This is a genomic window from uncultured Duncaniella sp. (genome assembly GCF_910577345.1).
GTDB lineage: Bacteria > Bacteroidota > Bacteroidia > Bacteroidales > Muribaculaceae > Duncaniella.
This window is the reverse complement of sequence record NZ_CAJTMT010000004.1, coordinates 75,135-95,833: the sequence shown is the minus strand read 5'-3', so window position 1 is coordinate 95,833 and position 20,699 is coordinate 75,135. Positions and strand designations below refer to the sequence as shown.

Sequence of the window (20,699 nt, the reverse complement as noted above, 5' to 3'; positions counted from 1 at the left end):
TGACTTATATTTTATCCGAGTATGGCAAACTTGGCGAATTTCAGCATGAGTGTGCGCGAATCCGTTGTATCGAAATCCACCGTTATACGCGCATCAGGTCCGGAGCTGTCGATGTTGGAGATTGTTCCGGCTCCGAACTTTGCATGTTCAATCCGCATCCCGACCTCAAGCTCTGTCTTTGAGTGGAGGGTATATGCCCCACCCTGCGATGACGGCAGGCTTTTCTGAGGGACGGATGCCTGCGGGTGGGATGCCGCTACGCTTCCCAAAGGTGAAAAACCGCCGGAGGATGGACGCGGATAGTCGGCAGTGCGTCCGGAAGCACCTGAGCGGATTGAATTGAGGCTCCTCGCGCTTCCTGCCATCGAAGCGGAATAGTTGACAGTCGGTCTGACGGTCGGAGCTGAAGAGCCGAGCACATCATTTGTGGCAAGACGCAGGAACTGCGGATTTATATCTCCGAGAAAACGCGACGGACGGCAAGCAGCCGTCTGACCGTTGCGGAAACGTGAACCCGCATAGCTGAGCATACAGAATTTCCTCGCACGGGTGATCGCCACATACATCAGGCGGCGTTCCTCCTCAATCTGCGCGGGAGAGTCCTTCGACATCGCCGACGGAAAAAGCTCCTCCTCGACACCGACAACAAAGACATTGTTGAATTCAAGACCCTTGGCGGCATGGACTGTCATGAGTGTCACGCGCTCCTCCACTCCGTCGGAATCAGAGTCCTGGTCAGTGGCAAGCGACACCTCAGCCATGAAATCGGCAAGCCCGGTCTCCGTATTGCCCTCCTCCATTCTTGTGCTGACAAAATCTTTCACACCGTTGAGAAGTTCCTGAAGGTTCTCCTGCTTGGATATGCTTTCCGGTGTATTGTCGTGGAGCAGCATCGTGAACAGACCTGTCCGCCCAATGATTTTCGTGGCGAGCGTCACGGCATCCGCTCCCTTGCGGTTCATCTCAACGAACTCGACTATCACCCCTGCGAAAGCGTCAAGCTTGCGGAGCGTACCCGCATTGAGTCCTGCGGGATGCTTGTCCGGCTCCTGGATGACGGTCCAGATACTGACATTGTCCTCTATCGCACGGGCTATGAGTTTTCCGAGTGTCGTGTCGCCGATACCTCTTGCCGGGAAATTGATGATTCGCTTCAGCGCCTCATCGTCGTCGGGATTGAGGGCCATGCGGAAATAGGCGATGGCATCCTTCACCTCCTTGCGCTGATAGAACGACAGTCCGCCGTAGATTCTGTAGGGGACGTTGCGTTTTCTCAACGCCTCCTCAAGCACTCGGCTCTGCGCATTGGTCCTGTAAAGTATGGCAAACTCATCGGCGCTGTCGCCCGACCGCATTTTCAGTTGCGAGATGCGCGAGGCCACCTGATAAGCCTCCTCGAAATCGCTGTAGCATTTGACCACCTCAATCGGCGCACCGTTTTCATTCTCCGAATAGACCTGCTTCGGTATCTGGTCTCGGTTCTTGTCGATAAGCGAACCGGCTGCATTGATGATGTTGCGCGTCGAGCGGTAATTGCGTTCGAGCTTGAAGGTCGACAGCGTTGGATAGGTCGCCCGCATGTCGAGGATGTTGCGGATATTCGCCCCACGGAACGAATAGATGCTCTGCGCGTCGTCACCGACCACACAGAGTTTGCCGCTGTCGCGGGTGAGCTGGGTGACTATCACATGCTGCGCGAAATTGGTGTCCTGATACTCGTCCACCAACACATAGCGGAAAAATTCCTGATAGTGACGCAACACATCGGGGTTGTCGCGCATCAACACGTTCGTATAGTAGAGCAAATCATCAAAATCCATCGCGCTCGATGCAATGCTGCGGTCGCAATACGCCTTGTAGATGGCATAGAGTTCCGGACGCTTCGCACGGCGGTCAGCCTCAAGTATGTCGCGGCTCATGGCATAGTCCTCCGGCGACACAAGCGCGTTTTTCGCACCCGAGATAGCCGAGAGTACAGCCGACGGCTTATAGCTTTTCTCGTCAAGCTGCATCTCCCTGATGATTGTCTTGACAAGCGACTTGCTGTCGGCCGAGTCATAGATGGTGAAATTGCTCTTGAAACCGAGACGGTCGGCATTGGTGCGCAGGATGCGGGCGAAAATGGAGTGGAACGTGCCCATCCAGAGCTTCGAGGCAGTCTCGCGTCCGACGAGTTCCTCGATTCGCTCGCGCATCTCCCGCGCGGCCTTGTTGGTAAACGTCAAAGCCAAAATGCGCCAAGGCTCATAGCCGAGGCGCAGAAGGTGGACAATCTTATATGTGAGCACGCGCGTCTTGCCGGACCCCGCGCCGGCTATCACCAGCTGAGGTCCGTCGCAGTATTCCACTGCCGCGCGCTGCTGCTCGTTTAGCTTATCGAGATAAGATGATTCAGTCATTTATTTACATTCAATAGAGATAGCCCTATTGGGCCTATTAGCCTTATTAGCCCTATTGGGCTTATTTGACCTATTAGCCCTATTAGGCCTATTAATCTCCCCCTTTATCGCTTCGCAGGCTCCTTGACAAGCAGATGCTCGCCGGTCTGGTCGGCAATCGAGCGGTAGTAACGGTCGTCATAACCGCCATAGATAGGCGACACCGGCATACCCTCGGGTGTGCGCTCGAACTTTCCGTCCTTCTCGCGCTTGATGTTACCGTCCATGTATTTCACGAGCAGGTAATCACCGAGGTCCTTGTAACGCTTCACATAGCGCTTCGAAGCTTCGGTCGAATGCGAGTTGAGACGCTGACGGGCTGTAGCCTCGTCAAGCTTGGGAAGTTCGGCAAGCATGGTGTTGACCTCACCCTCCAGAGTAGCCTCCTCGGCGTTCTGGACACGGCGGATATCGTCAATCATCTTGCTGTACTGATGATATGCCTGATTAGCCACATAGCTTGTCACCCAGAAAGCGGCATCCCACGAAAGCGTAAGGAGATCACCGTTGCCGACAGCAAACTCATGGGGAATGGTGGTGATACCGTTATACATCGGGACATACACACAGGTGTTAGCATCATCAACGCCAAACCAGAGGATGCCGCGCATCAATTCCGGGTGCGACGAGTTCATCTGCGACACAAACGAGAAACCGGTCTGCTGTGTGGCGATGGCGCGCTCGTTGAGATACTCCTTTCCGTCGACCTTGAATGTCATCGGACGCCAACGGTAAGGCACCTTGTAGGGACCGGCACCGATGTCCTGGGTCATGTCGAGCGGAGTGCCCTCGAAGTGGTCACGCATCATCCATTTCATATCGTTGACACTCACCTGACGGTTGGGCTTTACCCAAAGAGGGAAAGGATCACCCTCGGCGTTCATCACCCAGGGAAGATAGGCATCCATTCCGTCGGCGAAACGGTTGAAGTAGCTCCACACACGGCCGTCGCAACCGCGGGTGGCGGTGCCGTCGAGCTCTCCGTAGGCAAGCGAGAAGCTGAAATCCTCATCCTTGCCTTTGTAATATCCCATCTTGCGTGCGAAATCTATAACGTCGGGCGAATAGATTGTGTTCTCCTTGTCGTTCAAGGGGAACTTGTGGATACGGGGATGGTTGGCATGTCCGGCAATGCAGTCGTCGGGGATGCGACGGGCAACCCAGACGGCACCCTTCTCCTTGCCACCCTTGCCGATAAGTTCCATTATCCATGCCTCCTCCGAATCGGCGATCGAGAACGACTCGCCGCTCGAATGATAGCCATAGTCCTTCACGAGGTCAGTCATCACCTTTATGGCCTCTCGGGCAGTCTTCGCGCGCTCGAGGGTCACATAGATGAGCGAACCGTAGTCCATGATTCCGGTCGTGTCCTCAAGCTCGGCACGGCCGCCCCAGGTGCTCTCGGAAATGGTCAGTCCATGCTCGTTCATATTGCCGATGGTCGTATATGTCTCGGCCACCTGAGGAATGTCGCCAAGATACTTGCCTGTATCCCACTCAACAATCTTCCTCACTTCGCCCGGAGCGTGCTTCCCGCCGGGACGGTTATAGAGTTCGCCGTAAAGCGTATGGCTGTCCGCTGCATACGTCACAAGCACCGACCCGTCAGTCGTGGCCTTCTTGCCCGCGATGAGGCTCGTACATGCAAGCGCCTCCACCGGAAGCACCGCCGCCAAAGCTAAAAACAGTGACTTGAATTTCATAAGTTATTATTATTTACTGTGTGATTGATTTATTTACTGTATGATTATTTAACTGATAGGCAAAGTTAGCATAAATATTCGAAATTCCGAAAATTGTCGATTTTTCCATTACAATTTACGATTTTTATGACGTAAACCATTGAAATTAAATAAAAAATTTTAACCTTTGTAAAACCATTATAATTATTTTGTGGTTTAGAAAAATAAAACAGCACATACTTATTTGGATAAATTCCTACAACTACCCATAGAATTTACAAACCTCAAATTACTTTCAACTAAATTTTATCATTAATGAAAAAGTATCTCGCAGAGATGATCGGTACGTTTGTACTGGTACTCATGGGTTGCGGTAGCGCAATCTTCGCCGGCATCGGAGTCGGCACAACCGGCTATGGAGTCTCAACCCTCGGCGTTGCAATGGCCTTCGGCCTCTCGGTAGTAGCTATGGCCTACACCATCGGCAACATCTCGGGCTGCCACATCAACCCCGCCATCACCCTCGGAGTATGGTCGAGCGGACGCATGAGCGGCAAGGAAGCTGCAGGCTACATGCTCTTCCAGTGCATCGGCGCCCTCATCGCGTCGTTTGTCCTCTGGGTACTCGTCCACACGGGCAATGAGGCAGGCATCGAGGCAGTGTTCAACAACACCACCACCACAGGCGCCAACTCCTTCATGGTCGGCAACATGTTCCCGGCATTCATCGCCGAATTCGTCTTCACCTTCATCTTCGTGCTCGTCGTCCTCGGCTCGACAGACGAAAAGAAAGGCGCAGGTAACTTCGCAGGTCTCGCAATCGGCCTCACCCTCGTGCTCGTCCACATCGCATGTATCCCCATCACAGGTACATCCGTGAACCCCGCACGTTCATTCGGCCCCGCCATCTTCGCAGCCATCGAAGGCAATGCGCAGCCCATCGCCCAGCTCTGGCTCTTTATCGTGGCTCCCTTCCTCGGCGCGCTCCTCAGCTCAGCCGTCTGGAAAGCCCTCAAGAACTAAGTAGATACAGACGCGCAAAAGAGCATAAGCGACAAAAGAATATAGTAATAAAGTCATCGGCTCAGCTGCCCGGCTTGCCGGGTTATCGGCTCTGCCGCTTGGCTTGCCAGGTAATCGGCACAGCCGCTTGGCTTGCCAAGACTCTGAAGATAACTCTCAATCTTGCAGAAAACTATATATCTTTTGTGTCGCTTATGCCCTTTTGCACGTCTGTATCAAAACCAAAATCCCATCTCATACAGATTATATGCGACTAAACGGACGACGCGAAAGCTCAAACGTCAGTGACCGGCGCGGAAGCAGCGCCGGACGCGGACTCAAGATTGGTGGCGGCATCGGAGCCGTCATCATCGCTGCAATCATCGCCTGGATTTCAGGCGGCAGCCCCCTGGATGTCATCACCTCCAATGTCGGCAACATGATGACAGGAGGACAGACAACCGAAAACTATACACCGACTGAGGAAGAGGAGGAACTCGCCCGCTTCTCACGTCAGATACTTGCAGGAACCGAGGACGTGTGGACTCAGCTCTTCGCCCGGATGGGCAAGGAATACGAGGCACCGACACTCGTGCTCTTCACAGACGCTGTCCAGAGCGCCTGCGGCAACGCGACAGCCGCTGTAGGTCCCTTCTACTGTTCTGCCGACCAGAGCCTCTATATTGACCTCTCATTTTTCCGCGACATGCGCAAGACCCTCGGCGCGGACGGCGACTTCGCCTATGCCTACGTCATTGCCCATGAGGTTGGTCACCATGTCCAACACCTTCTCGGAACTCTCGACCAAGCCCATGCGGCAATGAACCGCAGCTCCGAAACCGATGCAAACAATATCAGTGTGCGCATCGAGCTTCAGGCCGACTTCCTTGCCGGAGTGTGGGCACACCACGACAACGCCATGTTCAACTCCATCGAGGATGGCGATCTTGAAGAGGCCCTCAATGCCTCGATGAAAATCGGCGACGACTACCTGCAAAAGAAAGCCCAGGGATATGCCGTCCCCGACTCCTTCACCCACGGTACTTCCGAACAGCGTACCCGCTGGCTCAAACGCGGCCTCTCGACAGGCGATATCTCGCAAGGCGACACCTTCAGTCTTCCTTATTCACAGCTGTGAATAAGGAAGACTGAAGGTGTCGCCTTGCGCAAAGTATAGAGGGTAAAGTATAGAGTATAGATATTAGTTTATGCGGAAAAGAAGGCTGCATCGACCTCAATTGGCCGTCAATCCTCCATCTTCCCTCCAAACTATTATCTATACTCTATACTTTACCCTCTATACTCAAAGGTCCTCTATACTGAAAATTCCAGCAGGAGTAATATCTATACTCTATACTTTAATCTCTATACTAAGGAATAAGGCTTGCCTTATTCCTCCTTGATAATGAGCAGGGTGTCGCCGGGTTGGAGGCGGCGGGTGCCGTTGGGGACGATGTAGCGCGAACCACGGCGTATCATCATCACGAGCGAACCGGCGGGGAGATTCATGTCGCGCAGGGTGTTGCCTTCCGCAAGACTCTGTTCGGTCAGCGTGATGGTCTGGAGGGTTGTCGGAAGTTCGTCGGCAAGCTCCACACCAAAGTCTTCGTCCTCCTTGGCATCAGTGTCGATAAGTTTGAGTTTACGAGCAGATGCGATAACTGTCGTGCCCTGGACAAGAAGCGAAAGCAGCGTCACGAAGAAAACAATATTGAAAATCTGCCCTGCACCCTCGATGCCCGCAACGACCGGATATGTGGCAAAGATAATAGGCACCGCACCGCGCAGTCCGACCCACGATACAAAGAGTTTCGAACGCGTGGAGATGTTGCGCAACGGCAGGAGCGAAAGAAACACGCTAAGCGGACGACCGACAAGAATCATAAAGACGCCGATCAGAAGCGACACGGCTACCACACCCATCATCTCATGGGGGTTGACGAGCAGACCGAGCATGAGGAAGACCACAATCTGAGCCAGCCACGTCATGCCGTCGAGGAATTTCGCAATACCCCTATGATTCGGGAGCTTCGCATTGCCGAGGACAATTCCGCAGATATAGACCGCAAGATAGCCGTTTCCGGCAAGCGCGGTGGTGACGGCAAAGGTGAAGAAGACGCAGCCTATCATCAGGATTGAAATCATCGACGTGGCCTGCGACGCATCCTCCTTTGCCCCTGTGCTGCGCCCCATACGGCAATAGAAACCTATCAGCCAAAGGGTGATTTTTCCAATTAGGAAACCTCCGGCAGCACCTACGCCGAATTGCAGCAACAACTCGACGATTATTCCTCCGGCAGAAAGGCCTCCGCCAAGAGTGATAGCCTCAATCAGAATGATTGTCAGCATGTAGGCCATCGGGTCGTTCGAACCACTCTCAAGTTCAAGCATCGGACGAAGATTGTTGCGCAGAGCCACCTTCTGACTTCCGAGTATGCCGAACACCGAAGCTGAATCGGTCGACGACATCGTGGCCGCAAGCAACAGCGACGGCAAGAAAGCGAAGTGGATATTTGTCCAGTCCATCCCCGACAGCCACCAGATGAACAGACCGGTGACGAGCGCAGTCAGCAACACCCCGACAGTAGAGAGAATCAAACCGGGAACAATCACCGGACGTATGGCCGACAGCTTCGTCCCCATACCACCGGAGAAAAGTATAATGCAGAGGGCTATCATTCCGATGAATTGGGCAGTGTGCATGTCGCTGAACTGTATGCCGATACCGTCCGTACCGAAGGCCATCCCGACAAGTAGGAATATCAAGAGAATCGGCAACCCGAAACGGTAGCTCGATTTGCCGATAAGCACACCTGCAATGAGCAGTATAGACCCAACGAGGAGTATATTTTCTGAAGTTATGAAGTCCATCGGAAATAAAATTTTTAGTGGAAGTTATAGGAGTTACAGAAGTGAGGATGAAACATTTGCAAAGTTACTCATTTAAAGAAGACAAAGCAAAGATTAAAATATGTTAATAATCCAAGAAGCCGTGAACATTCCTAAACTTTGTTTTGTTACACAAACAAATTCTTCGGGCCTTGCGCCGATTCTCAATTTATAAACTAACATTCACACTCCTCACCACTCCCCTAAAAATACGCATAAAATTATGAAAAGCATGAAAGATAGTCTCCTCGAACGTCGTAGCATACGCCGTTATGAGCGCGAACCAATCACTGACGAGCAGATGGATCTCATCTACGAGGCTATACGCAACACCCCGACAAGCTACAACGGCCAGCAATTCTCAGTGATTGACATCACTGACCAAACCATAAAGGAACAAATCTATAATCTTACGGGGCAGAAGCAGATCAAGACCTGCAACCACTTCATGCTCTTCCTTATCGACTACCACAAAATCTCACTCATCAGCGATGCCGAAAACCTCGACATGCCGAATTTCGAACATACTGTCGACGGATTGATCGTCGGTGTGGTCGATGCCACACTTGCCATGATGAGTGCCGTGGCCATGGCCGAATCCCTCGGCCTCGGAACATGTCCGATCGGCTATGCGCGCACTGTCGCCCCTGAAGCCCTGTCATCGATGATGAAGCTTCCGAAAAAGACTTTCATTGTCTGCGGTCTCGCGCTCGGAGTTCCCCGCGAATATCCCGACCTCAAGCCCAAGCAGCCCCAGAGCCTCGTTATTCACAAGAACACATATCGTCAGGACGACGAGGAGATGGTTTCAGAGCTCAAGAAATATGACGAGACTGTTGCGGAATACAACCGCACACGCGAGGGAAGCAAGTCGGACAATGACTGGGCTTCGCATATTGTTGACTACTACCGAGAGGCGATGAATTATCGTATGCTCCGCGCTTTGCAGCGCAGAGGATTCGATGTGGCGCATTGAGGGGGGGATTTTTAGGGATAATAAGGCTAATAGGGCCAATAGGGCTAATAAGTCAAATAAGGCTAATAGGCCAAATAGGGCTAATAGGGATTATAAGTCCAATAAGGCTAATAGGCCCAATAGGGCTAATATTTGCCTGGAATATCAAGCTGAAAAAAACGCTCATGGCTGCAAGTTTCCGAAACTTGCAGCCATGAGCGTTTTTTATTTTAAGCAAGGCAAATTTGCCTTGCTTCCTATTATTGTTATTGGCCCTATTAGCCCTATTGGGCTTATTTGACTTATTTGGCCTATTAGACTTAATAAGCCTTATCTCTATCAACCCTGCATGAGGGTGATTTTGGCGCGGGTGTTTTTGATGCGTTCGGGGGCGAGGTCTTTGATGAGTCTCTTGGCTTCGGAGCGCGGGACTGCCACAAGCGCGCAATGGTCACGCAGGGCGATGCGCCCGATCTGTCCGGCTTCAAGCCCTCCCTTAGCGATGAGGAAACCAACGATGTCGCCACGGGAAATCTTCTCCTTTTTTCCGACATTGAAATAGAGGGTGGCCGTCGACGTTTCAATCGGATTGGCGCTATGACCCTGCGGCACATAATCGCGGTCCCATTCAACATAATCCGGGATGTTTTCATCCTCAGTTGTAATGACATAGACCTCACCATTAGCGTCCTGACGGGCGGTACGGCCATTGCGGTGGGTCCACGCCTCGACAGTGGGCGGAAGATGATAATGGACCACAGCCGACAGCTCGGCTATGTCGAGGCCACGCGAACCGAGGTCGGTGGAAACTAGGATAGGTGTGGTGCCGTTGTTGAGAAGCTCCACCGCGTTCTCGCGCTCGTTCTGTTCGAGACCGCCGTGGTATAATCCGGCCGGAAGTCCGGCCTTGCGGAGAGCCGCATGGATGCGCTCAACGCTCTCGCGATGGTTTGCAAAGACAATCACCCTCCCATCCTGCAACGAGCGGAGCAGATCAATCAGAGTGTCGAGCTTATCGCGCGAGGGGGAAGGCACATGGACAATCTGCATCTGGCGGCGTGGCGACGTAGATGCGCTGAAATCCACAAGCTCGCTGCGGGTGCTCTTCGGAAGATAATCCGGCAGTTCGAAAAGCGGAGTCGCGGAGGTAAGTATGACAAAGGATACCGATGTCAGTTTCTTGCACACACGCTTCATCTCGTCGGCAAACCCAAGTTCAAGCGCCTTGTCGTATTCGTCAAGCACAAGCGTCCTGACTCCCGAAAGGTCGAGATTTCCACGCTTGATATGGTCGAGCAGACGACCGGGAGTGGCAACGATAATGTCGGGGGTTACCGAAAGGGAATTCACTTCCTCCTGCATGGGATGACCACCATAGAAAGCCACAGTCTTCAGTCCGGTGGCAATCGGGCGTATCACCTCGAATATCTGCATCACAAGTTCGCGCGAGGGAGCCATGACAACTGTCCTCACCTTTCCGTCGGAGGGGCCGAGATTCTTAAGCAGCGGGATAGCGAATGCCAATGTCTTTCCGGAACCGGTGGGCGCAATCAGCGTCACCGTGCCCTTAAGCTGCAGACCGGCCATGCGGCGCTGCATTTCGTTGAGTTCCGAAATGCCGAGACGGGCATTTATATTTGACAGAAGTTCTTTTTCTTTCATCTGAACAATTCAATGTTTGCGACATCGACACTTTCGTCAACGTCGTGGCGGCAGTCCGGACCGATTCCGTCGAGCATGTCAGTTTCCGCAAGTTGGTCCACCGAAATGGACGGCACAGCCTTCCTGACAGTCTTTCCGGATTTGGCATGGGCAGCCAGACCTGAGTAAATCTTTAATATGTTCTTGCCGTAGCGGGGATTCATGGCCCATCGTCCGGCAAGTTTCTCCCACGTCGAAGCGCAACCGCGTTTCACATAATCAAAACGCGGGTCAACCTTCTTCTCGCCTCCGGGAAGCTCCTTGGAGCAGGCGTAGGCATAGAGATGCTGTATCATAGCCGTCACTCCTTCTTCAACAGAACGGAACTTGCAACCCTTGTCGCCACGCTTTTTGACTCCGAGACCGCAGTAGTTATGGGCCTTGGCCTTCACGGCAGTTCCATTGTCGAAACGGAACCAACCGGTCTCGATGATAGCCTGACAAAGCGCGATGTCGCCACGGATACCGTATCGTTCCCCAATCCTGTAGAAAGCCTCGGCGACCTCGCGGTCAAACTTGGGGTTGTGACGGCAGACGTAGTCATACATATAATCGACATCCACCTGGGCTTTGCCAAAGATGGGTGTTTTAGCAGAGGACAGCAATGGGAGCAGTGCCAGAAACATCGGAAGAATCAGACGTAGCATAATGGCGTGAGATTTTTACGGTAGGGTGAATAAATAGTTGTAGTGACACTTTTATAACGCGCAAGTTACGAAAAATCCCGCAAACAATAAAATTTTAGTAATTTTTCATTAAATTTTACGCTTGCGGGACTTTTAGGCTCAGCTTCTATCATTCCTCGAGCTTGATGCTCTTGAACTGACCGAGACGGCTGAAAATCATAACAACCCCATCGGAAAGTCCGATTTCGTAGGTGGTTGTCTTTTTAACAATGCTGACGATTTTAGCGCCGTTGGCATTTTTGGCTACATAGTTGCGGATGGTCTTCGGGACAAGTCCCTCGGGGACTTCACGGGTCTTGCAATCGACCGAAGTCCACTTACCGGCATTCGAAAACTCGATTGTAGTGCCATTGACCAAGCGGACATCATAGTCTGTCTTTTTGAGCAAGTGCTTGTCAACCTTGATCATGCCGACCTTAGCCTTGGGGAAATACTCGTCGAGCATGTTCTGCGCTTCCTGCGGAAGCTTGTCACGGTTGATTGTGTACTGATCGAAAATTGCGTGTGCCGCTCCTCCGGCCGTGAGGACAAGAAGAAGAAATAATATCAGTTTTTTCATATTGTTTATGGTTTTTATAATATAACAAAACAAGATGAAAAAAGTATCGTCCACGCCGATTATACCGATGCTGTTTTGCGATACGGGCTAAAAAGGTTAACTTTGCAAATCTCCATCCCCTAAGACAACAAGCAAATCCACCCATTCCACACGAAACTATGAAATATTTCTTCTCAGCAGGCGAAGCATCAGGCGACATCCATGCCTCACAGGTCATCAGGGAATTGCTCCGCATCGACCCGGAAGCCGACATCTGCTTTCTCGGCGGCGACAGCATGGCCGATGCAACAGGCAAGAAACCACTGATTCATTTCAGCCGCATGGCCTTCATGGGCTTCATCGACGTGGCTGCACATCTGCCACAGGTGCTCGGAAATTTCAAGACCGCTAAGGAGGCCATCCGCACCATGCGTCCGGATGCGGTGGTGCTCGTGGATTATCCCGGGTTCAACCTCACGCTTGCCAAATATGCCAAGGGACTTGGAATAAAGGTGTTCTACTACATAGCGCCGAAACTGTGGGCATGGAAATCATATCGCATCAAGCAAATCAAACGCTATGTCGACGAAGTGTTCTCAATTCTACCCTTCGAGCCGGCATGGTTCGCAGAACGCGGTGTGGAGGTGACCTATGTCGGCAATCCTTCGGTCGAGGAGGTGGAGCAGGCAATCGAGGCTCTTCCTCCACGTGATGAATTCCTGTCGGCCCACAGGCTGACCGACCGTCCGATCCTCGCGCTCGTCCCCGGCAGCCGTGTGGGTGAGATCAAGGCCAATCTGCCGGTGATGGATGCCGTGGCGCGCCGTCATCCGGAGCTTCAGACAGTCGTCGCAGGCGCTCCGTCGCTCAAGCGCGATTTTTATGCCCGGTTCACCGATTTTCCCGTAGTCGACGGCGCAACGCTCGGCTTGATGGCAAGTTCTCGGGTGGCTATGGTCACTTCGGGGACGGCCTCGCTTGAATGTGCGCTTGCAGGATGTCCGCAGGTGGTGTGTTATCGGGCTGTCGGGTGGAAGTGGGCCCACGACATTTTCCTTCACATACTGAAGATTCCCTACGCGTCACTCCCAAACCTCATCGGCGGAAAGATTGACCGTCAGACGCGTCGCGAGGTCAACGAAGAGGCAGTCAAGACCGGAGTCAGAGGGTGCATCGTGCCTGAAATGCTTGTCCATAACTGCACTCCTGAGGCTGTGGACCGCGAACTTTCCCGACTGATTCCCGACGGTGCTCCGCGCTCGGCTCAGCTCGACGGCTACCGGCGGATTCGGGAAATCCTGCACACCGACAGTTCGGCTGCGGCCAATGTCGCACGGCTGATTGTTCAGAAGCTCAGGAAAGTGTAGGTCAACCCGACAGTCACTCCCGGGGAAATTCCCCGTGGACTAAGACAAGCTCCGGCGGTCACTCCTAACGACCATTTGCCCGGTCGGGAAGCGCGGGGCAAAATGGCAGTCTGACGCGGATAGACGACGAGCGAATCAAGTCGCGCTTCAAATCCGCTGACGACGGCGCGGAAATTTGAGTCGGAATAAACCTTACTGACAATCGGGACAAGCACATCGGCAGAATCAGCCGCAGGCATGTCAAAATGCGGGTGAGGGAGAATTGGCTTTTGCAGACTGCTCCCGTGAGAGGCTGTCGGTAGACGACGTTGCGCTACAGCAACACGCACACTATCAGCCGACGGAGTGGGTATAGGGATAAAGCATGTATCAGACAGAAAGATAGTGTCGTAGACGGGGACAAGATGCGGGTCGAAGCGGTGGAAATAGGTGTAATGCCCGGCACAGAAACCGGCTGCAAGCAGGGAAATGCAATAGATAATCTTTTTCATGGCGGAGAGATGTGGGGATGAGGATGGTTTAGATGAGGGGTGGTTTATTAGAACGGGGAAGCGAAAATTGAGGGGGATTAATTGATTTATTGAGGGGGATTAATTGGTTTAATGTGATTAAATTAATTTTGAGCGTTTTTTATCAAGGGCTTTTGATAAGAAATGGAGTTCAAGTGGGGAAAACTGCCACTGCAAAGTTACGCACACAAAATCCCGAAAAGGTGCGATAATGCAAAAGGAGAAGAAAAATAGGAGAAATAAGGCTAATAGGCCTAATAAGTCGAATAGGCCCAATAGGGCTAATAAGGCAAATAAGGCAAATAAGGCCGGATAGATTAATAGAAAATCAGGGTGCAAATCCTGAGAATCTGCACCCTGATTTTCTATCCGGGAATTTTATATCTGAATCTTATTGGGCTTATTTGGCTTATTAGCCCTATTGGGCTTATTAGTCCTATTGGGCCTATTAGCCTTATCAGCTCTAATTAGCCTTAGCCCTATCAGGCTTATTTTTCTCCTCTTTACAGCCAGATCGGAGCAAGGTATTTCGCAAGAATATATCCGCCTCCGATAAGCCAAATATCAAGGCAGAATGCAAGCACAAAGGGCTTTGCGCCGGCTTTCTTGAACTTGTCGATGCTCGTTTCAGCACCTAAAGCAGCCATGGCCATAGTCAGAAGGAAAGTGTCGAAATAATTGATTGCATCAACAAACGCGGCCGGTAGAAGATTGAACGAATTGAAGGCGATGACCACAAGGAAACCTACTGCAAACCAGGGAATATTCACCTTGCCTTTTTCTCCGGAGGCCTCCTCGGATTTGCCACGGCGTGCCACCCAGAATCCGAGGATAATAAGCACGGGGACGAGAAGCATCACACGAATCATCTTGACGATAATGGCAACGTTGGAAATCTCGGTGCCCATAGCATTGCCCGCACCGACAGCATGAGCGACCTCATGGAGAGTCGAACCGGAGTAGATGCCCATCTCCTGCGGAGAGAGGTCAAGCCATCCTGAACGGTAGGCAATCGGGTAAAGGAACATTGAAATCGTGCCGAAAATCACTACGGTTGCGACAGCAACAGCAGTCTTATAGGGCTGTGTACGGATTGCAGACTCCGCGCCGAGGACAGCCGCCGCACCGCAGATGCCGCTGCCGACAGAGGTCAGGAGCGCTGTATCGCGGTCCATCTTAAGCAACTTGCCTATCCACACACCGCCAAGAATAGTGACTGTCACTACAATAGCATCAATCACGATACCGGAGACTCCGACGTTGACAATATCCTGGAAAGTCAGACGGAAACCATAGAGAATAATGCCCAGACGAAGCACTTTCTTGGAACAGAACTGAATGCCCGGCACCCACGTCTCCGGAAGATTGTTGCGGAGCGAATTGGCATAGAGCATACCCAGGATGATACCTATGATCATCGGACTGAAAGAAAGGTCCTTAAAAAACTGCGCCTCGCCGATGTAGAAGGCCGCACAGGCAAAAAGTGCAATCAGCAGAATGCCGTGAAACATGCTGATGCGTTTTTCCGTAAATTTTGTCATTGGAAAGAATTGAGATTTTAATTATTTGAATAATAGGTTAGTATTTTTTCAAACTATGTATAAGGCCAATCACCGATGAAAAGTCATCCGACGGGAAAGCCATAACTTTATATAAACGCTCATCACCCCCTTTTTATTTCACACCTGCAATTGCAGTTATCATCAGACGGGAAATGAGCGCGAATTTACATCACCAGACGAAATCAATAAAAAAACACATAGATTCCGTCGCGTGATGTAAATTTTGTTTTGTAATTTTACAATGTAATAAACAACAAAAACATAGAAGCACGAAATTTTTTTGAAAAATTCTTCGATTGAAAGGTTAGGTTTTTCGTAAATGAGGTGTCTTAATTGTGTATGACGATAACTTATAGACCCCTTGGGCCAATTTGCACCTTAAAAATCAATTATGTCGCACAGAAATGACATAGAACAGCTTTTCAGAACCCACTACTTGGCGATGCACCGCCTCGCAATGCTGATACTGCGCGATGAGGATGTGGCGCGGGACATTGTGCACGATGTCTTTGAGTCGCTTCTCACCGCAGGACTGACAGACGTGTCAGCCCAGTATCTGCTCCGTGCGGTCCGCAACAGGTGTCTCAACCATCTCCGCAGCCTCTCTGCCCGTGAACGCATCAAGGAACTTTATGCTATTGATGAGCGGGAAATTGCTGATGACGAATGGCCCGACGATGATACAATCGCGCAGATTCATTCGACCGTGGCAAACGGTCTGACCGATGCTTGCCGTAGGGTTGTCGAATTGCGTTTCACCGACGGGAAGAGTTACAAGGAAATTGCTTCCACACTGGGTATCAGCGAAGTTGCTGTCTATAAGCATTTGCGTCATGCAATAGATGTCTTACGCTTAAAACTATCTCAAAATGGATAAAATAGACCGACTGCTTGATGCAATCGAGCATCCCGACCTTTACTCTGAAAAGGACATCGAGACCCTGCTCGCGGATCCTGAAGTCCGGGAGGTTTACGACCTGCTTGACAAGACAAAGGCTACCCTTACGCCAATTCCTGCTCCCGATATTGATGCCGAATGGGAGACTTTCAAGAAGTCACATCCGGCCACACAACAGCGCTCCACTTTCCGCATCGTCAATCTGTTTACCCGAAACATCGCGGCAAGCATCGCGATAGGGATTGCTTCGCTTGCGGCTGTCGCTGCCGTAGTTGGAGTAAGCGTAAACTATGTCCTCAAACAAACGGCAGAAACACCGGCAACAGCGACTGTTGCAACAGCAAGAGAAAATCTTGTCACTACCGACTCAATTACTGTCGCCGAGGAATTACCGGCTGCACCCCCCGAAACAATAGTTTTCGATAACGAACCTCTGGAGACCATCGCAACCCGTATTGCCGGATATTACGGCTATAAAGTGGAGTTCTCGACGGATGCTCCCAAATCACTTCGCCTTTACTTCCGCTGGAATCAGGCACAGACCCTCGACGAAATCGTTGAAAGCCTCAATAACTTCGAGCAAATCCACATCTCCGTCAAGGACAAAACCATCAAAATAGACTGACTTCATGGCAAGAATAATTATGCTTATCTGCGCCATGTCAGCCTTCGTCATGGCCAATGCCGAAACATTCTCCTACCGCTTCAACTCGACTCCCCTACCCAAAGCGATTCAGCAGATTATGGAGAATCACCCCACCATCGACATCAACTTCATCTACAATGAGCTTGAAAACTACAATACAAGCGCCGCAGTGAATGCCGACAATGTCTACGACGCCCTCCGTCAGACAATCGGTCTGAATCCGGTGACTGTCGTCAAATCCAAAAGCACCTACTATGTCGAGGCTCTCCAGCACGGTAAGTATGTCTATACCGGACGTGCCATAGGCTTTGACAACGAGCCAGTGGTCGCCGCCACCGTCATGCTCCTCGCCCCCAAGGACTCAACGGTCTTGACCTTCGCTATTGCCGATGAGGAAGGTCGCTTCAGAATCCCGTGCGACCGGACCGATGTGATTGCCAAGCTTTCATGCCTTGGCTACAAGACAACATATCATCAGTGCGATACCTTCAACATCGGCACAATCATCATGCCGGAAAATACCGTAAAATTGAGTGAGGTATCGGTGAATGGCGAGACTGCCCACCTTTATTCCGACCGGAACATTTATCTCCCGACCCAACGTCAGAAAAACACATCTTTGGATGCCATCGATTTATTGCGCAGGATGGCCATACCTCAGATTATCGTAAAACTATCCGACAATAGCGTGGAGACCACAGATGGCCGTGAAGTCGCGATATTCATCGATTACACCAAAGCTTCGGCCGAGGAACTGAAAGGTCTGCGTACCGGCGACGTCCAGAAGGTTGAATTCTCTTATTCACCTTCCGACCCTCGCTTCATGGGAGCACTCACAGTGGTGAATTTTATCCTGCAGAAATATGAATATGGCGGATACACAAAATTGAGTGCCAATGAAAGCTTTTTCTCCGGCTTGTCAAGCGACGTTTCCGTATATTCCAAATTCAAATACAAAAGTATGACCTACGACCTTTATGCTGAAAGTCAAAACATTAACAATCGCCATAAAGGCAGCAGCGGGACTTCATCATATCTGCTTTCTCCGGAAGGAGAAGAACCATATTGGGCAGAAAGGAAACAAACGCTGACAAGCAGTCGAAATATCGAGAACACCGTCCCGGTAACCTTCCGCGCATCATACGATTCTGAAAATTTTCAGATGAAAAACACTGTCGGTTTCACCTACACTGGAAAGCCGGCCAATGACAATGATGGCACAGTCGAGTTTTCTCCGGAGCTTTTCGAGGCTTCCACTTATAGGACGGAAAAGAATTCTGAAGTGAAGTCGGTGACATACAATGGAACATTCTACTTCACCTTCCCACGTCAGTACGACCTGTCACTATACCCTTTTGCGTCCTACACACTCAATAAACAAGAGTCGCTATATACGACTGATGAAACCTCCATACTGAACAACGCCCTCGAGAAGGCCAATTCCTTTTATATTTCTGCAAACTTAAGGAAAGGCCTGGGAAATAACCATTATTTATTTCTCTCCGGATTTGGTGGAAGAACAGAGTATAGGGTTAATTATTCCGGCGATTTCCCGGCAACTGACAGACTTTTGGATGCCTATGCCGGAGGAACGGTGAAGTATGGTTACTATACCAATAATTTCAGTGCCGATTTACGGGGCGGTTTGAGGTATCAGTACAATAGGACAAACGACTATGTGGAGGAGGAATTATTTCCATTCGGTAGCATTAATGTCGGATGGTCGCCCAACCGCAACCATTCGTTGAATTTCATCCTTAATTATTCCAAGGAAACAACTCCGGATAATGGCAAGAGTCCAAACGTCCTGAAAGAAAATGAGTTGTTGTATTATCGCGGCAATTCCAAGCTAAGGAACTCTCACATGTTGTCAACATCTCTTAATTATAGCTGGAATATGTTGCCGTGGCTAAAAATATCCCCTTATGTGAGATTTATAGGCCTGTTTGACAGATGGACACCAGTGTATAGTCCTTATGATAATGGACGCGCCATACTCCGAAGCTATGAAAACAACGGCAATCATCTGTGGACAATTCTCGGACTCTCCGCAACCGCCTCATTCTTTGACAATGATTTACAAATTCGACTTATTCCAACGCAGGACTTCTACCGCACCAATGGATCCGTCCCGGTGAGATACAATCCTTTTATCCTCACCGGTTCAATACAATACTATCTTGGCAACTTCTATTTTTCAGGCTATTTCAATTCTCCCCTCACAAGCCTATGGTCGAATTACGACACTATCATCAAGACGAAAAGCTCTCTTGAAATAGAAGCCGGATGGAGTAAATCAAATCTGAATTTAAGACTGACGGTGGCCAACCCGTTCAGAACAACGTGGGTCTATAGCACCACCAAATGCGAATATGCCTACTACACTGACAATATGGTTAATTACAACACCGACACACACTTTAGCGTACGCTTGTCTGCGACCTACACATTCGGTTATGGCAAGAAAGTGCAGCGTGGCGACGAGGTAGGCGGCGCAGGCACCGGCTCATCCGCAATCTTGAAATAAACAGCATAGCGATGAGATAGGCGACCCAGGCACCGGCTCAGCCGCCATCTTAAAATAAACAGCATAGCGATGAGGTAGGCGGCGCAGGCACCAGCTCAGCCGCAATCTTGAAATAAACAGCATAGCGATGAGATAGCCGACCCAGACACCGGTTCAGCCGAAATCTTGAAATAAAAATAGCTTTTCATACAAATATGGCCAGCCCCCGGCGCGAAGTCGGGGACTGGCTCGATTATTGGAGCCGACTCGATTTTGAATGTGTCTAACGATTATTGAGCAATCTCAAATAAGCTCAGTTAACCATAGCCTCCGGAGACGCGATGATTTGGTGTCCTCGGCGATGTATTCAGACTTATGTTCAAGACAAAAGAAAAAGCAGTTACGATTTGATTCGTAACTGCTTGATTTTTAAGAGGTGGTCCCACTTGGGCTTGAACCAAGGACTCCCTGATTATGAGTCAGGTGCTCTAACCAACTGAGCTATAGGACCTTTTGCGATTTTGTGCAACTAAACGCGTTTGACCAAGATTGTCAGTTTTCGCTTTTAGCGTTGCAAAGGTAGATATTTTTTTTATACTTGTCAATAGCATTGTGTGCTTTTTTATCGTTTTTATGTTTTTTAATTGAGTTTGTGGAATTCTTAGCAGGGAATATGAACACTTGAATATATGTACCGAATATTTCATGAATATATGTAGCGAATATTTCATTTGAATAAATATCTCTTCAAATATCAAATGTACCGATATATATGCAATCTAAAACTTCCCCCATAGCTCTATCTTTCCGAAAAATATCGTTTAGAGATTCGGCCAAAACTTAAAATTTACTCAAAATGCGTTGTCAAAAAAAACGCTCTATACGCTAAAACCATATTTTCTCATTTACAAAATATACTCTCCTGAAGCATCTGCAGCGTATGTTCTAATAAGAATGAATCCGTATTTTCTCACGACATACAGGCCAATTTATATCCTTTTTCTCATAAAAACATCCAATTTTTAAAAAATCATTTAAAAATATTTGCACACTTCGCATAACATTCATAACTTTGCACTCGCAAAACAGCGATAACCGCAATGCTTAGCGAAGCAAAAAAATTGCGGATTGCATCTCAAAACCTTGGTGTGGTAGTTCAGCTGGTTAGAATACCTGCCTGTCACGCAGGGGGTCGCGGGTTCGAGTCCCGTCCATACCGCTGAGGAGAGAGGAGAATGAGTAATACGTGAACTTCGGTTCTGTTTACTCATTCTTTTTTTGTATATATCCATCCTATTGTTTTATAAATTTTTATTCATA

Annotated in this window: 15 protein-coding genes and 2 tRNA genes; 8 read left to right on the top strand and 9 right to left on the bottom strand. The window is 50.1% G+C overall.

Going from position 1 to position 20,699, the window contains the following annotated elements; all coding sequences use genetic code 11:
• Positions 1-11: 11 nt before the first annotated feature.
• Positions 12-2,399, bottom strand: a complete 2,388-nt coding sequence (locus tag QZ310_RS03130) for an ATP-dependent helicase (RefSeq protein WP_297070282.1) — start codon at positions 2,397-2,399, stop codon at positions 12-14.
• A 104-nt stretch (positions 2,400-2,503) separates the two neighbouring features.
• Positions 2,504-4,141 (bottom strand): C69 family dipeptidase, encoded by a 1,638-nt coding sequence (locus QZ310_RS03125; protein ID WP_297070278.1) that lies wholly within the window; start codon positions 4,139-4,141, stop codon positions 2,504-2,506.
• Positions 4,142-4,435: 294 nt separating this feature from the next.
• On the opposite strand from QZ310_RS03125, the gene QZ310_RS03120 reads away from it, so the two are divergent.
• Together QZ310_RS03120 and QZ310_RS03115 are read left to right on the top strand one after the other, a co-directional pair.
• Positions 4,436-5,143, top strand: coding sequence for an MIP/aquaporin family protein (locus tag QZ310_RS03120; RefSeq protein WP_297070274.1), 708 nt, complete (start codon positions 4,436-4,438; stop codon positions 5,141-5,143).
• A 247-nt stretch (positions 5,144-5,390) separates the two neighbouring features.
• The gene (locus tag QZ310_RS03115; protein ID WP_297070272.1) at positions 5,391-6,260 is read left to right on the top strand and encodes a neutral zinc metallopeptidase; all 870 of its coding nucleotides are present in this window, start codon (positions 5,391-5,393) and stop codon (positions 6,258-6,260) included.
• A 251-nt stretch (positions 6,261-6,511) separates the two neighbouring features.
• Here the strand turns inward: QZ310_RS03115 and QZ310_RS03110 are convergent, their stop codons facing one another.
• The gene (locus tag QZ310_RS03110) at positions 6,512-7,993 is read right to left on the bottom strand and encodes a potassium/proton antiporter (RefSeq protein WP_297070271.1); all 1,482 of its coding nucleotides are present in this window, start codon (positions 7,991-7,993) and stop codon (positions 6,512-6,514) included.
• A 250-nt stretch (positions 7,994-8,243) separates the two neighbouring features.
• On the opposite strand from QZ310_RS03110, the gene QZ310_RS03105 reads away from it, so the two are divergent.
• On the top strand, positions 8,244-8,987 hold the full coding sequence (locus QZ310_RS03105; RefSeq protein ID WP_297070269.1) for a nitroreductase family protein: 744 nt from the start codon (positions 8,244-8,246) through the stop codon (positions 8,985-8,987).
• Between the two features lie 318 nt (positions 8,988-9,305).
• Here QZ310_RS03105 and QZ310_RS03100 read toward each other — a convergent pair whose 3' ends face one another.
• From QZ310_RS03100 to QZ310_RS03090, 3 genes are all read right to left on the bottom strand, one after another.
• Positions 9,306-10,628 (bottom strand): DEAD/DEAH box helicase, encoded by a 1,323-nt coding sequence (locus QZ310_RS03100; protein WP_297070267.1) that lies wholly within the window; start codon positions 10,626-10,628, stop codon positions 9,306-9,308.
• On the bottom strand, positions 10,625-11,314 hold the full coding sequence (locus tag QZ310_RS03095; protein ID WP_297070264.1) for a glucosaminidase domain-containing protein: 690 nt from the start codon (positions 11,312-11,314) through the stop codon (positions 10,625-10,627). The genes QZ310_RS03100 and QZ310_RS03095 overlap by 4 nt, the downstream gene beginning before the upstream one ends.
• 148 nt (positions 11,315-11,462) lie before the next feature.
• Entirely contained in the window at positions 11,463-11,912 is a 450-nt protein-coding gene (locus QZ310_RS03090) for a PepSY-like domain-containing protein (RefSeq protein ID WP_297070262.1), read from the bottom strand.
• Between the two features lie 158 nt (positions 11,913-12,070).
• On the opposite strand from QZ310_RS03090, the gene QZ310_RS03085 reads away from it, so the two are divergent.
• Positions 12,071-13,258: a lipid-A-disaccharide synthase gene (locus tag QZ310_RS03085; protein WP_297070260.1), complete on the top strand. Its 1,188-nt coding sequence runs from the start codon at positions 12,071-12,073 to the stop codon at positions 13,256-13,258.
• Here QZ310_RS03085 and QZ310_RS03080 read toward each other — a convergent pair.
• Positions 13,237-13,749: a DUF6808 domain-containing protein gene (locus QZ310_RS03080; protein WP_297070258.1), complete on the bottom strand. Its 513-nt coding sequence runs from the start codon at positions 13,747-13,749 to the stop codon at positions 13,237-13,239. The two genes, QZ310_RS03085 and QZ310_RS03080, sit on opposite strands and share 22 nt — an antisense overlap.
• Before the next feature lie 521 nt (positions 13,750-14,270).
• Positions 14,271-15,278 (bottom strand): YeiH family protein, encoded by a 1,008-nt coding sequence (locus tag QZ310_RS03075; protein ID WP_297070408.1) that lies wholly within the window; start codon positions 15,276-15,278, stop codon positions 14,271-14,273.
• Between the two features lie 442 nt (positions 15,279-15,720).
• On the opposite strand from QZ310_RS03075, the gene QZ310_RS03070 reads away from it, so the two are divergent.
• Genes QZ310_RS03070 through QZ310_RS03060 form a run of 3 tightly spaced genes read left to right on the top strand, consistent with a single transcriptional unit; the run spans position 15,721 to position 19,400 of the window.
• Positions 15,721-16,206, top strand: coding sequence for a sigma-70 family RNA polymerase sigma factor (locus QZ310_RS03070; protein WP_297070256.1), 486 nt, complete (start codon positions 15,721-15,723; stop codon positions 16,204-16,206).
• Positions 16,199-16,852 carry a DUF4974 domain-containing protein gene (locus QZ310_RS03065; protein ID WP_297070254.1) on the top strand — a complete coding sequence of 218 codons (654 nt, stop codon included), beginning with the start codon at positions 16,199-16,201 and terminating at the stop codon, positions 16,850-16,852. The genes QZ310_RS03070 and QZ310_RS03065 overlap by 8 nt, the downstream gene beginning before the upstream one ends.
• 4 nt (positions 16,853-16,856) lie before the next feature.
• Positions 16,857-19,400, top strand: a complete 2,544-nt coding sequence (locus QZ310_RS03060) for a hypothetical protein (RefSeq protein WP_297070251.1) — start codon at positions 16,857-16,859, stop codon at positions 19,398-19,400.
• A gap of 416 nt (positions 19,401-19,816) precedes the next feature.
• Here QZ310_RS03060 and QZ310_RS03055 read toward each other — a convergent pair.
• A tRNA-Ile gene (locus QZ310_RS03055) sits at positions 19,817-19,890 on the bottom strand.
• A 634-nt stretch (positions 19,891-20,524) separates the two neighbouring features.
• On the opposite strand from QZ310_RS03055, the gene QZ310_RS03050 reads away from it, so the two are divergent.
• Positions 20,525-20,598: transfer RNA gene (locus tag QZ310_RS03050), tRNA-Asp, on the top strand.
• Positions 20,599-20,699: the final 101 nt, after the last annotated feature.

Coding starts and splice junctions, on each gene's coding strand:
- QZ310_RS03120 (WP_297070274.1), top strand. CDS start 4,436: ATGAAAAAGTATCTCGCAGAGATGATCGGTACGTTTGTACTGGTACTC.
- QZ310_RS03130 (WP_297070282.1), bottom strand. CDS start 2,399: ATGACTGAATCATCTTATCTCGATAAGCTAAACGAGCAGCAGCGCGCG.
- QZ310_RS03090 (WP_297070262.1), bottom strand. CDS start 11,912: ATGAAAAAACTGATATTATTTCTTCTTCTTGTCCTCACGGCCGGAGGA.
- QZ310_RS03110 (WP_297070271.1), bottom strand. CDS start 7,993: ATGGACTTCATAACTTCAGAAAATATACTCCTCGTTGGGTCTATACTG.
- QZ310_RS03115 (WP_297070272.1), top strand. CDS start 5,391: ATGCGACTAAACGGACGACGCGAAAGCTCAAACGTCAGTGACCGGCGC.
- QZ310_RS03060 (WP_297070251.1), top strand. CDS start 16,857: ATGGCAAGAATAATTATGCTTATCTGCGCCATGTCAGCCTTCGTCATG.
- QZ310_RS03125 (WP_297070278.1), bottom strand. CDS start 4,141: ATGAAATTCAAGTCACTGTTTTTAGCTTTGGCGGCGGTGCTTCCGGTG.
- QZ310_RS03080 (WP_297070258.1), bottom strand. CDS start 13,749: ATGAAAAAGATTATCTATTGCATTTCCCTGCTTGCAGCCGGTTTCTGT.
- QZ310_RS03095 (WP_297070264.1), bottom strand. CDS start 11,314: ATGCTACGTCTGATTCTTCCGATGTTTCTGGCACTGCTCCCATTGCTG.
- QZ310_RS03085 (WP_297070260.1), top strand. CDS start 12,071: ATGAAATATTTCTTCTCAGCAGGCGAAGCATCAGGCGACATCCATGCC.
- QZ310_RS03070 (WP_297070256.1), top strand. CDS start 15,721: ATGTCGCACAGAAATGACATAGAACAGCTTTTCAGAACCCACTACTTG.
- QZ310_RS03065 (WP_297070254.1), top strand. CDS start 16,199: ATGGATAAAATAGACCGACTGCTTGATGCAATCGAGCATCCCGACCTT.
- QZ310_RS03100 (WP_297070267.1), bottom strand. CDS start 10,628: ATGAAAGAAAAAGAACTTCTGTCAAATATAAATGCCCGTCTCGGCATT.
- QZ310_RS03105 (WP_297070269.1), top strand. CDS start 8,244: ATGAAAGATAGTCTCCTCGAACGTCGTAGCATACGCCGTTATGAGCGC.
- QZ310_RS03075 (WP_297070408.1), bottom strand. CDS start 15,278: ATGTTTCACGGCATTCTGCTGATTGCACTTTTTGCCTGTGCGGCCTTC.